The sequence below is a fragment of the Pseudomonas sp. RW10S2 genome, assembly GCF_014268985.1.
In the GTDB taxonomy this organism is placed as follows: Bacteria; Pseudomonadota; Gammaproteobacteria; order Pseudomonadales; family Pseudomonadaceae; genus Aquipseudomonas; species Aquipseudomonas wayambapalatensis.
Genome location: NZ_JABWRO010000138.1, coordinates 1 through 13869 on the forward strand (window position 1 = coordinate 1; position 13869 = coordinate 13869).

13 protein-coding genes are annotated in these 13869 nt (G+C 64.6%); 10 read left to right on the plus strand and 3 right to left on the minus strand.

What is annotated here, in order from left to right:
* Positions 1-43: 43 nt before the first annotated feature.
* The gene (pyrE, locus tag HU729_RS22500) at positions 44-685 is read right to left on the minus strand and encodes an orotate phosphoribosyltransferase (protein ID WP_125931046.1); all 642 of its coding nucleotides are present in this window, start codon (positions 683-685) and stop codon (positions 44-46) included.
* 80 nt (positions 686-765) lie between these two features.
* Between pyrE and HU729_RS22505 the strand changes: the two genes are divergently transcribed.
* Complete coding sequence (locus tag HU729_RS22505; RefSeq protein WP_054893329.1) at positions 766-1545, plus strand: exodeoxyribonuclease III; 780 nt, start codon at positions 766-768, stop codon at positions 1543-1545.
* Between the two features lie 36 nt (positions 1546-1581).
* On the opposite strand, the gene HU729_RS22510 is transcribed toward HU729_RS22505, so the two are convergent.
* Positions 1582-1983, minus strand: a complete 402-nt coding sequence (locus HU729_RS22510; RefSeq protein ID WP_186669918.1) for a GFA family protein — start codon at positions 1981-1983, stop codon at positions 1582-1584.
* Between the two features lie 267 nt (positions 1984-2250).
* Between HU729_RS22510 and HU729_RS22515 the strand changes: the two genes are divergently transcribed.
* From HU729_RS22515 to HU729_RS22555, 9 genes are all read left to right on the plus strand, one after another.
* Positions 2251-3558 carry a CitMHS family transporter gene (locus tag HU729_RS22515; protein WP_186711601.1) on the plus strand — a complete coding sequence of 436 codons (1308 nt, stop codon included), beginning with the start codon at positions 2251-2253 and terminating at the stop codon, positions 3556-3558.
* 73 nt (positions 3559-3631) lie between these two features.
* On the plus strand, positions 3632-4402 hold the full coding sequence (locus tag HU729_RS22520; protein WP_186669919.1) for a TerC family protein: 771 nt from the start codon (positions 3632-3634) through the stop codon (positions 4400-4402).
* Positions 4403-4647: 245 nt separating this feature from the next.
* Positions 4648-6306 carry a Na/Pi cotransporter family protein gene (locus HU729_RS22525; RefSeq protein ID WP_186669920.1) on the plus strand — a complete coding sequence of 553 codons (1659 nt, stop codon included), beginning with the start codon at positions 4648-4650 and terminating at the stop codon, positions 6304-6306.
* Positions 6307-6343: 37 nt separating this feature from the next.
* Positions 6344-7750, plus strand: a complete 1407-nt coding sequence (locus HU729_RS22530) for a pitrilysin family protein (RefSeq protein ID WP_186669921.1) — start codon at positions 6344-6346, stop codon at positions 7748-7750.
* 86 nt (positions 7751-7836) lie between these two features.
* Positions 7837-8859 carry a DUF5924 family protein gene (locus tag HU729_RS22535; protein ID WP_186669922.1) on the plus strand — a complete coding sequence of 341 codons (1023 nt, stop codon included), beginning with the start codon at positions 7837-7839 and terminating at the stop codon, positions 8857-8859.
* Positions 8860-8951: 92 nt separating this feature from the next.
* Positions 8952-10073 (plus strand): MlaE family lipid ABC transporter permease subunit, encoded by a 1122-nt coding sequence (locus tag HU729_RS22540; protein ID WP_186669923.1) that lies wholly within the window; start codon positions 8952-8954, stop codon positions 10071-10073.
* Positions 10070-10864 (plus strand): ATP-binding cassette domain-containing protein, encoded by a 795-nt coding sequence (locus tag HU729_RS22545; protein ID WP_186669924.1) that lies wholly within the window; start codon positions 10070-10072, stop codon positions 10862-10864. The genes HU729_RS22540 and HU729_RS22545 overlap by 4 nt, the downstream gene beginning before the upstream one ends.
* Before the next feature lie 3 nt (positions 10865-10867).
* Positions 10868-11806 carry an MlaD family protein gene (locus tag HU729_RS22550; protein WP_186669926.1) on the plus strand — a complete coding sequence of 313 codons (939 nt, stop codon included), beginning with the start codon at positions 10868-10870 and terminating at the stop codon, positions 11804-11806.
* Positions 11803-12429 carry an ABC-type transport auxiliary lipoprotein family protein gene (locus HU729_RS22555; protein ID WP_186669928.1) on the plus strand — a complete coding sequence of 209 codons (627 nt, stop codon included), beginning with the start codon at positions 11803-11805 and terminating at the stop codon, positions 12427-12429. The genes HU729_RS22550 and HU729_RS22555 overlap by 4 nt, the downstream gene beginning before the upstream one ends.
* Here HU729_RS22555 and HU729_RS22560 read toward each other — a convergent pair.
* Positions 12411-13640: a spore maturation protein gene (locus HU729_RS22560; RefSeq protein ID WP_054893339.1), complete on the minus strand. Its 1230-nt coding sequence runs from the start codon at positions 13638-13640 to the stop codon at positions 12411-12413. The genes HU729_RS22555 and HU729_RS22560 overlap by 19 nt on opposite strands.
* Positions 13641-13869: the final 229 nt, after the last annotated feature.

Consider the following 13869-nt stretch of genomic DNA (forward strand, 5'->3'; position numbering starts at 1 on the left):
AAGGCGACCCACATGGGTCGCCTTTTTCATTACCGATCCGAGATCAGATCCCGTACTGCGCGCGATACGCCTCGACCGCCGGCAGGTGTTGCTTGAGCTGGGGATCGTCGGCCAGGAACTCCAGTACCTGCGTCAGCGAAACGATGCTGACCACCGGAATGCCGAAATCACGCTCCACTTCCTGGATCGCCGAAAGCTCGCCATTGCCACGCTCTTCGCGGTTCAGTGCGATCAGCACGCCTGCGGCGTTGGCCTGCTGGCCCTTGATGATCTGCATCACTTCGCGGATGGCGGTACCGGCAGTGATCACGTCGTCGATGATCAGCACGTCACCGGCCAGCGGGGCGCCAACCAGGCTACCGCCCTCGCCGTGATCCTTGGCTTCCTTGCGGTTGAAACACCATGGCACATCGAGCTGATGCTGCTCGGCCAGGGACACCGCCGTGGCCGCTGCCAGCGGGATGCCCTTGTACGCCGGGCCGAACAGCACGTCGAAGGGGATCTTGCTGTCGACGATGGCGGCCGCATAGCAGCGCCCCAGCTGGGCAAGGGCCGATCCGCTGTTGAACAGGCCGGCGTTGAAGAAGTACGGGCTGGTACGCCCCGATTTCAGGGTGAATTCACCGAAGCGCAGAACGCCGCGATCGATGGCAAAACGAATGAAGTCGCGCTGATACGGCTGCATGAAAAGTCCCGGACACCACGGATTTAGCTAAATGAGTTGAGCTCGGGTATCATACACGCACGAGATTTTTGGGGCCATTTATGCGGATCATCAGTGTGAACGTGAATGGCATTCAGGCTGCGGCCGAGCGTGGACTGCTCAGCTGGCTGCAAGCCCAGAATGCCGACGTCATCTGCCTTCAGGATACCCGCGCCTCGGCCTTTGAACTCGATGACCCAGCTTTCCAGCTCGATGGCTATTTCCTTTATGCCTGCGAAGCGGAAGTGCCTGCCCAAGGTGGCGTGGCGCTCTACTCGCGCATGCAGCCCAAGGCAGTCATCACCGGCCTGGGCTTCGAGACGGCCGACCGTTACGGGCGCTACCTGCAAGCAGATTTCGATAAGGTAAGCATCGCCAGCCTGCTGCTGCCTTCGGGAATGAACGGCGACGAAGACTTGAACCAGAAATTCAAGTTGATGGATGACTTCGCCAAGTACCTGGACAAGCAGCGTCGCAAGCGTCGCGAATACATCTATTGCGGCTCGTTCTACGTGGCGCAGCAGAAGCTCGACATCAAGAACTGGCGCGACAGCCAGCAGTCGCCGGGCTTCCTGCCGCCAGAGCGGGCCTGGATGGACGCGATCATCGGCGAAATGGGCTATGTCGACGCCCTGCGCGAAGTCAGCCGCGAAGGCGACCAGTACAGCTGGTGGCCGGACAACGAACAGGCCGAGATGCTCAACCTGGGCTATCGCTTCGACTACCAGATCCTCACCCAGGGTCTGCGCCGCTTCGTGCGCAGTGCGCGTCTGCCGCGTCAGCCGCGCTTCTCGCAGCACGCGCCACTGATCGTCGACTACGACTGGACGCTGACCATCTGAAGACCTGCGGGGCCTGTAACCAGGCCCCGCATTTCGTTACAGACTCTCCTCCACCTCGCCAGGCAGCTCCTCATCCAGGTGCAGCCACGGCAGTCGGCTGCCGGTCCAGATGTGCCGATTGGCCCGCACCTGCTCTGGCCGGTCCAGCGTCGCCACCGTCACATCGATGCTCAGCGGACTGTGCGTCGTCTCCAGCGCCACATGCGCGCCACAGTCGCCGCAGAAGTAGCGCGTGCAACTGGCCGGGGCCATATAACGCTTCGGCTCCCCCGCCATCCACTGGAAGCCCTTGCGCGGCAGGGTGAGCCAGGTCACCACCAGCCCGCCGCTGACCCGTCGACAGATCGAGCAGTGGCAATGGGCGATATCCGTCAGGTCACCCTCCAGTCGATAGCGCAGGGCACCGCAATGGCACCCGCCTTCCAGTACGTCATTCATGAAACGACCTCCCGTCGCCTTCATCGAGGCGAAAGCTGGCTGAAAGCTTGCGCCCATAGGATAGCCCCACCTCCGGCGACAGACCGGCCAGCCAGGGTGTCCGCCAACGTGCGCACCCGGCCCAATCAACAACAACAATGGTGATACCGATGCTTTCCTGTGCCCGCCTCCCCGCAGTACCCCTCACGCTATTCCATGCACAGCGCCTGACGCGCTGATCCGCCCGAATCGTCCATCCTTTCGCCGCGCCCTGCCTGGAGTACCGCCATGCTGACCTTCCTTGGCTTTGCCATGGTCATCACCTTCATGTACCTGATCATGACCAAGCGCCTGTCGGCCTTGATCGCCCTGATCCTGGTTCCGATCCTGTTCGCGCTGTTCGGCGGTTTCTCCGCCAAGATCGGCCCGATGATGCTCGAAGGCATCAGCAAGCTCGCGCCTACCGGCGTGATGCTGATGTTCGCTATCCTCTACTTCGCCCTGATGATCGACTCCGGCCTGTTCGACCCGGCCGTGCGCAAGATCCTCAAGCTGGTCAAGGGCGACCCGCTGAAAGTCTCGGTCGGCACCGCCGTGCTGGCTTTGGTGGTCTCGCTCGACGGTGACGGCGCCACCACCTACATGATCTGCTGCGCCGCCATGCTGCCGCTGTACAGCCGCCTGGGCATGAGCCCGCGAATCATGGCCGGCCTGATCATCCTCGCCGGTGGCGTGATGAACATGACCCCCTGGGGCGGCCCGACCGCCCGCGCTGCAAGCGCGCTGCACGTCGACCCTTCGGACATCTTCGTGCCGATGATCCCGGCCATGGCCTTCGGTGTGCTGGCGATCCTCGCCATCGCCTACATGTACGGCAAGCGCGAGCGTGCCCGCCTGGGTGAGCTGCACCTGCCGACCGACGACATCGATCACAGCGAAATCAGCGTGTCGCAGTTCCCCGAAGCGCGCCGCCCCAAGCTGATCTGGTTCAACGGTGCCCTGACCGCTGCCCTGATGGTCGCGCTGATTTCCGGCGTGTTGCCGCTGCCGGTGCTGTTCATGATCGCCTTCAGTATCGCCATGATCGTCAACTACCCCTGCCTGCAGCAGCAGAAAGACCGCATCGCCGCCCACGCCGGTAGCGTGCTGGCCGTGACCGGGCTGATCTTCGCCGCCGGTATCTTCACCGGCATCCTGTCCGGCACCGGCATGGTCGAGGCCATGTCCAAGAGCCTGCTGGCGGTGATCCCGAATGCGCTCGGCCCGTACCTGGCGGCCATTACCGCGATCGTCAGCATGCCGTTCACCTTCTTCATGTCCAATGACGCGTTCTACTACGGCGTGCTGCCGGTACTGGCCGAAGCTGCCAGCCACTACGGCATCACCCCGGTGGAAATGGCCCGTGCATCGATCGTCGGACAACCGGTACACCTGCTCAGCCCGCTGGTACCCTCCACCTACCTGCTGGTAGCCCTGGCGGGGATCGAATTCGGCGATCACCAGCGCTTCACCCTCAAGTGGGCAGTTCTGGTGTGCCTGTGCATAATGCTCGCCGCCTTGCTCATGGGAGTTTTCCCACTGATCAGTAGTCTGTAAGACAAGAGCACCACCCCACCGCGACACGCCCGCTCTCCCGGGCGCGTCGCCTTCATCGTTCGAAGGAATACACATGGAATGGCTGACCAGCCCGGAAATCTGGGTTGCCTTTTTCACCCTGACTGCACTCGAGATCGTGCTCGGGATCGACAACATCATCATGATCTCGATCCTGGTCAGCCGCATGCCCAAGCACATGCAGCCGCGCACGCGGATCTTCGGCCTGGCGCTGGCGATGGTCACCCGGATCATGCTGCTGCTCTCGATCACTTGGGTAATGCGCCTGACCGACGACCTGTTCGTAATCTTTGGCGAGGGCATTTCGGGGCGCGACCTGATCCTGTTCTTCGGCGGCCTGTTCCTGCTGTGGAAAAGCTCCCAGGAGATCTACCACGGCCTCGAGGGTGAGGACGAAGGCAGCGACGAACCCAAAGGCGCCGGCGGCAAGTTCTTCTACACCATCATCCAGATCGCCATCATCGACATCGTGTTCTCGCTGGACTCGGTGATCACCGCAGTCGGCATGGTCTCGCACGTGCCGGTGATGATCGCCGCGATCATCGTCGCCGTGCTGGTGATGATGCTGTGCGCCGGCACCATCAGCGACTTCATCGACAAGCACCCGTCGCTGAAGATGCTCGCGCTGTCGTTCCTGATCGTGGTCGGCACCGTGCTGATCGCCGAGTCCTTCGACGTGCACGTACCGAAGGGCTATGTGTACTTCGCCATGGCGTTCTCGCTGGCAGTGGAAGCGATCAACATCCGCATGCGTACTGCAATGGCGCGCAAGGAAGGCAAGGAGCATGATCCGGTGAAACTGCGCAAGGATATTCCGGGTCAGTAAGTACTGGACGTCACTGAAAAGGCCCTTCGGGGCCTTTTTCGTTTGTCTGCACTGGCTCTGAAACACCCAACATACTTGTGACAGAAATGTTTCAAATAAATGCCCGCCATGCCAAGCTGGCGACAACCGCGCAAAACAACTAAAGCTTCAGTGAGCACTGAATACAAAGCCCACCCCCGGGCCAGGCTCACGGCTTCACCCATTGGCCCCGCATTGGGGCATCGGTAAAAAGGGGGCCTCGAAACATGCTGACCCTGCTCAACCTGCTTTCCGCCGTGGCGCTGCTCGTCTGGGGCACGCATATCGTGCGCACCGGCATTCTTCGGGTTTACGGCTCGAACCTGCGCCGCGTGCTCAGCCAGAACATGGACCGTCGCGCGCTGGCCTTCATTGCCGGCATCGTCGTCACCGCCGTGGTGCAGAGCAGCAACGCCACCGCCATGCTGGTCACCTCCTTCGTCGGCCAGGGCCTGATGGCCATGACCCCAGCCCTGGCGATCATGCTCGGTGCCGACGTCGGTACCGCGCTGATGGCGCGGGTGCTGACCTTCGACCTGTCGTGGCTGTCGCCCCTGCTGGTGTTCGTCGGGGTGATCTTCTTCCTGTCGCGCAAGCAGACACGCCTCGGCCAGATGGGCCGAGTGGCCATCGGCCTGGGCCTGATCATCCTGGCACTTGAGCTGATCGTGCAGGCTGCTGCGCCGATCACCCATGCACAAGGGGTGAAAGTGCTGTTCGCCTCGCTGACCGGCGATATCCTGCTCGACGCCCTGGTCGGCGCCCTGTTCGCCATGATCACCTACTCCAGCCTCGCGGCCGTGCTGCTTACCGCGACCCTGGCCGGTGCAGAAGTGATCAGCCTGCCGGTGGCCATCGGCCTGGTGGTTGGCGCCAACATCGGCAGTGGCATGCTGGCCTTCATCAGCGCCCGCATGCAGAACGCTGCCGGGCGTCGCGTGGCCCTGGGCAGCCTGCTGTACAAGCTGATCGGCCTGCTGCTGATCATTCCGGTGCTGCACCCGCTGGTGGACTGGATGGACTCGCTGAGTTTCAGCCCGCAAGAGCTGGTGATCGGCTTCCATTTGCTCTACAACACCCTGCGCTGCCTGATCATGCTGCCCACGGTCAAACCTATGGGACGCCTGTGCACCGCCCTGCTACCCGAACGCGAAGTCGCCAATGGTCAGGCCAAGCCCCGGCACCTCGACGCCTCGGCGCTGGAAACCCCCAGCCTGGCGTTGGCCAACGCAGCCCGCGAGACCCTGCGCCTGGGCGACATCGTCGACAGCCTGCTCGAGGCCATGCTCGGCGCCCTGCGCGGCAGCCAGACCGCACTACCACAACAGACCCGCGCCCTGGGCGAGGACGCCGAGGCCCTGTACAGCGCCATCAAGCTGTACCTGGCGCAGATGTCACGCGAGGACCTGAGCGAACAGGACAACCGGCGCTGGGCCGAGATCATCGAACTGTCGATCAACCTCAAGCTGGCCAGCGACCTGATCGAGCGCATGCTGCGCAAGGTGCAGCAGCAGAAGACCTCACAACGCCGGGAGTTCTCCCAGGTCGGCCTGGAAGAACTGACGGGCCTTCAGGAGCAACTGCTGGCCAACCTGCGCCTGGGCCTGTCGGTGTTCCTCAGCGCCGACCCTGAGAGCGCACGCCTGCTGCTGCGCGAGAAGCGTCGCTTTCGCGCCCAGGAAAGGCGCCTGGCACATGCTCATGTCAGCCGCCTGCAACGCAAAGTGGTGCAGAGTATCGAGACCAGTTCGCTACACTTGGAGCTGATCGCCGACATGAAGCGGTTGAACTCTTTGTTCTGCAGCAGTGCCTATGTGGTACTGGGCGGCGCGGACACCGGCGGGCTTCTGCTCGACAGCGTGCCGGACGACGCCCGCCTGTCCTGACCCCCGCACACCTGGAGACCGGCCCGGAAGCCCGCCCATGCGTTGCCTGACCTTCGTTTGCCTGATTCTCTGCAGCCTGCCCTCGTTCGCCCTCGACCGCTCACGGGTCGAAGGCTATCTGTTGCCCAACGGCCTGCAGGTGATCCTCAAGTCCGGGTACGAACGCGACCATGTGTCGATCCGCCTGGTGGTCGGCGTGGGCCTCGACGATTTCGAGTGCAAGCAGCGCGAGTTGCCGCACCTGCTCGAACACCTGCTGTTCAGCGGCATCGACGAAACCGGCGAAGGTGGCCTGGAAGAGCGCCTGCAGGCGCTGGGCGGGGAGTGGAACGCCTTCACCAGCGCTGCCGATACTACCTTCGTCATCGAGGCGCCGGCACGCAACCAGCGCAAGGTGCTCGACCTGTTGCTGGCGGCGGTGCGCGACACGAAGATCGACGCCAAGGCCCTGGCCACCGCCAAGAAAATCATCGAGCGCGAGGATGGCGGCCATTACGGCCACCTGCAACGCTGGCTGGACCGCCAGGACATCGGTCATCCGGCCAGCGACCAGCTGGCGGTGGAACTGGGGCTCAAATGCCCGGAGCGCTCGGATATCGACGGCATGACCCTCAAACAGGTGCAGGCCATGCGCGAGCATTGGTACGCCGCCAACAACATGAGCCTGATCGTCGTCGGCGGCCTCGACCGCCTGCTGCCGGCCTACCTGGAGCGCACCTACGGCGAGCTGCCAGCCACCGAGCCGGGCGAGCGACGCAACCTCGACAGCATCAGCCAGCAGGCCGAACAACGCCGCGACCTGATCCGCGGCTGGCTGGGCGATACCGCCAGGCTGCATTGGCTGTTCATCGAACCGGTGCTCGACAGCGACCACGACCAGACACTCGAGCTGCTCTCGCGTTACCTCGACTGGGCGCTGTACGACCAGTTGCGCCTGCGCCACGGCTTGTCGTACGGACCTTCGGTGCGGCGCGAAAGCTTCGGCGACAGCGGCATGCTCAGCCTCAACGCCGACCTTGAGCGCCAGGACATCGACGAGGCGGTGAAGGTGTTGCAGGAGCTGTTCGAGCACCTGCGCAAGCATGGCCTGGACCCGGACACCTTCGCCCGCCTCAAGGAGGCCGCGATTGCCCGCGAAAGCTGGACCACCCAGGGCAACAGTGCACTGGCCGACTATTACTGGGGCGCGCTGAACGACTACGACAACGGCCACTTCAGCGACCCGGTCGGCAAACTGCGCAAGGTCAGCCTCAAGCAGGCCAACGAGGCGTTACGGCTGTTGCTCAAGGAACCGGGCTACCTGCGTATCGAGAAACCGCTGCTGGGGTATGACGAGCTGTACGGGTTGGTGGCTCTGGGGTTGGGACTGATACTCGCCATCGGCCTGATCCGCAAAAGGCGCCAGCCGGCGGATCGCCCCAGCGGCGCTACACGGGACAGCTGATTCGGCGGTATCCTGTATCGGCCTCTTCGCCGTTGCGACTTGCCCGCGAAGAGGCCAGAACAGTCACCCCTATCGCTGCCCAACCCATGCCCCCCATACCCCACATCGTCCAACGCATCATCGAACTGCTCAAACGCTACCCAGGGGTCATCGCCCTTGGCGGCTTCCTGTCCGGCATCGGCAGTTTCATCCTGGTCGACCGCCAGGCTGGCCTCGCCAGCTGGATCGCCGTGCTGATGCTGGTCAGCTGGGTCTGGCTGATGCTCGAGAACACCCTGACCGGCCTGTTCGCGCGCACGTTCAAGCGCGAAATCCCGCAGCCGCTGCTGCGTTACGCCACCCAGATGATCCACCAGGAAAGCCTGTTCTTCGTCCTGCCGTTCTTCTTCATCACCACCACCTGGAACAGCGGCCAGCTGGTGTTCACCGGCCTGCTCGGCGCAGCGGGGCTGATCTCCATCGTCGATCCGCTGTACTACAAATGGCTCGCACCGCGGCGCTGGCTGTTCCTCGCGCTGCACACCCTGACCCTGTTCGCCGCACTGCTCACGGCGCTGCCGATCATCCTGCACCTGACCACCGCACAGAGCTTCAAGCTGGCGCTGATCGCGGCCATGGTGCTGTCGTTCCCGAGCCTGGCCAGCAGTTTCCCGATCAACACCTGGCGCCGCGCCGTGGCGCTGGTGCTGGTGACCCTGACCGTGGGTGGCGGCGGCTGGCTGCTGCGTTCATGGGTGCCACCGGCCACCCTGTGGATGACCGAAGTGGCGGTGACCACCGAGCTGCAGGACCGCCAGCCCGGCGAATCGCTGGACGAGATCGCCGCCAGCCGCATTCGCAGCGCGGGGCTGTACGCCTATACCGCAATCAACGCCCCACGCGGGCTGAACGAGCGTATCTATCACGTGTGGCAGCAGGACGGCAAAGAAGTCGACCGCATCGCCCTGGACATCCACGGTGGGCGCAAGGAAGGCTATCGGGCCTGGACCCACAAGCAGAACTTCCCGCCCAACCCAGTGGGCAAGTGGCAGGTGCGCGTGCTGACCGAGGATGGCCAGGTGATCGGCGTGCTGCGCTTCAAGGTGGTCGAGGATGTACCGGCGGGGTGAGGGTTCGCCGTTGCGACTTGCCCCGCGATTGAAGCCACTGCCGCTGCAACACGCTATGATCTGACCCACCGCCGTCGTGCAGAGTCAAAAGCATGGAGCCCAGCGCCACCCTCGACACCCGCCAGCACCCCGCGCGCCTGCTGATCGCCGGCGACTGGACCCTGGCCCACTACACCAGCCTCAAGCGCGACAGCGAGCGCCTGCGCGACCAGTACGGTGCCGACACGATCGCCGACCTCAGCCAGCTTGGGCGCCTGGACACCGCCGGCGCCTCGCTGCTGGCCGAGTTGCTGGGCGCCGAGCGTCTGTCGCGCTGCACCGACGAGCTCCCCGAGGCCAGCCGGGCCTTGCTCAAGACGGTGTATTGCTCGGTGCAGGACTACTGCATCCCGATCAAGGAAGCCGAACAACCGGTCCTGCTGCAATTGCTCGCACGCATCGGCTGCGCCGTCGACACACTCTGGCAGGACACCCGGCAACTGCTCGGTTTCGTCGGCCTGATCCTCGCCACGCTCGCCACCCGACTCCTGCAACCGCACAAGTGGCGGGTCACCCCAGTGGTCGCACACATCGAGCAGACAGGCCTGGACGCCGCGCCCATCGTCGCCTTGCTGACCTTCCTGGTCGGCGCCGTAGTGGCCTTTCTAGGGGCCACGGTGCTGGCCGATTTCGGTGCGACGGTCTTTACCGTCGACCTTGTGGCCTTCTCTTTCCTGCGCGAATTCGCCGTGCTGCTCACCGCGATCCTGATGGCCGGGCGCACGGCCAGTGCCTTCACCGCGCAGCTCGGCTCGATGAAGGCCAACGAGGAGATCGACGCCATCCGCACCCTGGGCCTTAACCCCATCGAGCTGCTGGTGGTGCCGCGGGTCCTGGCGCTGCTGATCGCCTTGCCGCTGCTGACCTTCGTCGCCATGGTCTGCGGCATCGTCGGTGGCGCGGTGGTCTGTGCGCTGTCGCTGGACATTCCGCCGGCCATGTTCCTCTCGCTGCTGCAGAGCGACATCGGCGTGCAGCACTTCCTGGTCGGCCTGCTCAAGGCGCCGTTCTTCGCCTTCCTGATCGCCGCCATCGGCTGCCTGGAGGGCTTCAAGGTCAGCGGTAGCGCCGAGTCGGTCGGGGCACACACCACCTCGGCGGTGGTGCAGTCGATCTTCGTGGTCATCGTGCTGGATGCGGTGGCCGCGCTGTTCTTCATGGAGATGGGCTGGTGAGTGGTGCACGTGAAGCAGTGATCGAAGCCCGTGGCCTGTGCAACCGTTTCGGCAGCCAGAGCGTGCACGAGCAGCTCGACCTGGACCTGTACCGCGGCGAAATCCTCGCCGTGGTCGGCGGTTCGGGCAGCGGCAAGTCGGTGCTGCTGCGCAGCATCGTCGGCCTGCGGCGGCCTAACGAGGGCAGGGTGAAGGTGTTCGGCCAGGACCTGGCCACGCTGAACGACGACCAACGCTCGCAGGTGGAACGGCGCTTCGGCGTGCTGTTCCAGAAAGGCGCGTTGTTCTCGTCGCTGACCGTCACCGAGAACGTCGCGCTGCCGTTGATCGAACATGCCGGGCTGTCACGCGCCGACGCCGAGCACCTGGCCGGGGTCAAGCTGGCACTGGCTGGGCTGCCGATCAGCGCCGCCGACAAGTACCCGGCCTCGCTGTCCGGCGGCATGATCAAGCGCGCGGCCCTGGCCCGCGCCTTGGCACTGGACCCGGATATCCTGTTCCTCGACGAACCCACGGCAGGGCTGGACCCGATCGGCGCCGCAGCCTTCGACCAACTGATCCTGACCCTGCGCGATGCCCTCGGCCTCTCGGTGTTCCTCATCACCCACGACCTGGACACCCTCTACACCATCACCGACCGGGTGGCGGTGCTGTCGCAAAAGAAAGTGCTGGTCGCAGGCCCGCTGGCCGAGGTCGAACGCACCGACGATCCCTGGATTCACGAATACTTTCACGGCCCGCGCGGACGTGCAGCCGAACAGGCCGCCGCAAGCGCGGGACAGGAGCACTGAACGATGGAAACCCGAGCTCATCATGTCCTCATCGGCCTGGTCACAGTGCTGGTGGTGGCTGGCGCCATGCTGTTCGGCCTGTGGCTGACCAAGTCCAGCGTCGACGACGCCTTCAAAGATTATGAAGTGGTGTTCAACGAGGCCGTTTCGGGCCTGTCCCGGGGCAGCGCGGTGCAGTACAACGGCATCAAGGTCGGCGATGTCAGCACCTTGCGCCTCGACCCGCAGGACCCGCGCCGGGTGCTGGCGCGCATCCGCCTGAGCGCCGACACACCGGTCAAGGAAGACACCCAGGCCAAGCTCACGCTCGCCGGGGTTACCGGCAACTCGTTCATCCAGCTCAGCGGTGGCACGCCGCAGAGCCCGTCGCTCAAGGGCAAGAACGGGCAGTTGCCGGTGATCGTCGCCTCGCCGTCGCCCATCTCACGCCTGCTCAACGACAGCAGCGACCTGGTGACCAACATCAACCTGCTACTGCACAACGCCAACCAGATGTTCTCGGAGAACAACATCGAGCGCCTGAGCAACACCCTGGCCAACCTCGAACAGACCACCGGTGCCTTCGCCAGCCAGAAGGGCGGCATCGCCCAGGCCATCGAGCAACTCGGCCAGGTCGGCAAGCAGGCCAGCGCCACCCTGGCCGAAACCCAGGCCCTGATGCGCAACGCCAATGGCCTGCTCGGCAGCGAAGGCAAGCAAGCCTTCGGCAGCGCGGAGCAGGCCATGCAGTCGCTGGCACAGAGCACCGCGACCATCAACGACTTGCTCAAGAACAACCGCGAAGCGCTCGACGACGGCGCCCAGGGCCTGAACCAACTGGCCCCGGCGATCCGCGAGCTGCGCGAAACCCTCAATGCCCTCAAGGGCATCTCTCGGCGCCTGGAGGCCGACCCCAGCGGCTACCTGCTGGGCCGCGACCCAAACAAGGAGTTCCAGCCATGAGGCCGTCCCTTCGCCTGCTCGTCGCAGGCAGCCTGCTGAGCCTGGCCAGCGCCTGCTCGATCCTGCCCCAGGCGGAGCCCATCGATACCTATCGCCTGCCGGTTAACCAGCAGAGCCGCCCGGCGACACCGGTGGACTGGTCGCTGCGCCTGAACAAGCCGCTGGCCAGCGAGGTCCTGGCCGGGCCGCGCATTGCCGTGATTGCGCAAGGCGACGTGATCAGCAGCTACAAGGGCGCGCGCTGGAGCGATCCGGTGCCACTGCTGGTGCGCAATCGCCTGCTCGATGCCTTCCAGCGTGACGGCCGGGTCCAGCGCCTGAGCGCCGATGACAGCAACCTGCAGGCTGACTACGAGCTAGTGGGCGAGCTGCAAGCGTTCCAGAGCGAATACCGCGAAGACGGGGTGCAGGTACTGATCCGCTACGACGCGCGGCTGGTGCAAGGGCGCAGCCAGCGCATCCTCGCCAGCCAACGCTTCGAGGTACACCAGCCACTGGCCGACAAGCAGGTGCCGGCAGTGGTCAGTGGCTTCGGCGCGGCCAGTGACCAGCTCGCGCGCCAGGTGGTGGACTGGACGGTCGCCCAGGCCTCACGGATGCAGGCTCAGGCGAAGAACCAGTAGCAGACGAAGATCGCCGCGATCACCCCGGAAAGCTCGGCCAGCAGCGCGCAGCCCACCGCGTGGCGCACGCGCTGGATGCCCACGGCGCCGAAGTACACCGCCAGCACGTAGAAGGTGGTTTCGGTACTGCCCTGAATGGTGGCGGCCACTAGCGCAGGGAAGCTGTCGACACCGTGGGTCTGCATGGTCTCGATCAGCATCGCCCGCGCCGCACTGCCGGAGAACGGCTTGACCAGCGCCGTGGGCAGGCCTTCGACGAAGCGGCTGTCCACTCCCATCCACTCGACCGCATGGCGGATGCCCCCCAGCGCCAGCTCCAGCGCCCCGGAGGCGCGCAGCACACCCACCGCGACCAGCATCGCGACCAGATAGGGCAACAGGCTCTTGGCGACGTCGAAGCCCTCTTTGGCGCCTTCGACGAAGGCCTCGTAGACCTTCACCTTGCGCAACGCACCGATGACCAGGAACAGCATGATCACGCCGAACAGCGTCAGGTTGCCGAGGATCGACGACAGGCTCGCCAGCGCAGCCGCCGACAGCGTGCCCAGAAACGCCATGAAGCCGCCCAGCAGCAGGGCGCCGGGGATGAAATACGCCAGCACCACCGGATCCCACAGACGCAGGCGCTGCATCACGGCGACCGACAGCAGGCCGACCAGGGTCGAGACGCTGGTCGCCAGCAGGATGGGCAGGAACACCAGCGTCGGGTCGGGGGCACCTTGCTGGGCACGGTACATGAAGATGGTGACCGGCAGCAGGGTCAGCGACGAGGCGTTGAGCACCAGGAACAGGATCTGCGCGTTACTCGCCGTGGTGCTGCTGGGGTTGAGCTCCTGCAGCGCGCGCATGGCCTTCAGGCCGATGGGCGTGGCGGCGTTGTCCAGGCCCAGGCCGTTGGCAGCGAAGTTCATGGTGATCAGCCCCAGGGCAGGGTGGCCGGGCGGCACTTCCGGCATCAGGCGTGCGAACAGCGGGCCGAGGACCTTGGCCAGCCATTCGACGATGCCGGCCTTTTCGGCAATTTTGAGAAAGCCCAGCCACAGGGTGAGGGTGCCGAACAGCAGGACCATGACCTCGACCGACAGCTTGGCCATGGCAAAGATGCTTTCGACCATTGCAGCGAAAATGCCAGCATTGCCGCCGACCAGCCACTGGGCCAGGGCGGAGATGGCCGCCACCACGAAAAAGCCGAGCCAGAGGCCGTTGAGCATCTGAAGTCCCCCTGAAAAATGCTCGAATGATAGCGCATAAGGCGCTCTGAATCCGACCCGCTCCCTGTGGGAGCAACTGTCTTGTTCAAAATCTAAAGGCCAGCCCAATCCCTGTGGAAGCGGCCTTGTGCCGCGATCGGGCGCGAAGCGGCCCTAAACCAGGCACCGAGATGCTCCAGGAAGATCACGGCCGCCTGACTTGCGGCCGCTTCGCGCCCGATCGCGGCAC

Bases quoted from the DNA above. Each gene is read 5' to 3' on its own strand.
- pyrE (WP_125931046.1), bottom strand. From the start codon at position 685: ATGCAGCCGTATCAGCGCGACTTCATTCGTTTTGCCATCGATCGCGGC.
- HU729_RS22505 (WP_054893329.1), top strand. From the start codon at position 766: ATGCGGATCATCAGTGTGAACGTGAATGGCATTCAGGCTGCGGCCGAG.
- HU729_RS22510 (WP_186669918.1), bottom strand. From the start codon at position 1,983: ATGAATGACGTACTGGAAGGCGGGTGCCATTGCGGTGCCCTGCGCTAT.
- HU729_RS22515 (WP_186711601.1), top strand. From the start codon at position 2,251: ATGCTGACCTTCCTTGGCTTTGCCATGGTCATCACCTTCATGTACCTG.
- HU729_RS22520 (WP_186669919.1), top strand. From the start codon at position 3,632: ATGGAATGGCTGACCAGCCCGGAAATCTGGGTTGCCTTTTTCACCCTG.
- HU729_RS22525 (WP_186669920.1), top strand. From the start codon at position 4,648: ATGCTGACCCTGCTCAACCTGCTTTCCGCCGTGGCGCTGCTCGTCTGG.
- HU729_RS22530 (WP_186669921.1), top strand. From the start codon at position 6,344: ATGCGTTGCCTGACCTTCGTTTGCCTGATTCTCTGCAGCCTGCCCTCG.
- HU729_RS22535 (WP_186669922.1), top strand. From the start codon at position 7,837: ATGCCCCCCATACCCCACATCGTCCAACGCATCATCGAACTGCTCAAA.
- HU729_RS22540 (WP_186669923.1), top strand. From the start codon at position 8,952: ATGGAGCCCAGCGCCACCCTCGACACCCGCCAGCACCCCGCGCGCCTG.
- HU729_RS22550 (WP_186669926.1), top strand. From the start codon at position 10,868: ATGGAAACCCGAGCTCATCATGTCCTCATCGGCCTGGTCACAGTGCTG.
- HU729_RS22555 (WP_186669928.1), top strand. From the start codon at position 11,803: ATGAGGCCGTCCCTTCGCCTGCTCGTCGCAGGCAGCCTGCTGAGCCTG.
- HU729_RS22560 (WP_054893339.1), bottom strand. From the start codon at position 13,640: ATGCTCAACGGCCTCTGGCTCGGCTTTTTCGTGGTGGCGGCCATCTCC.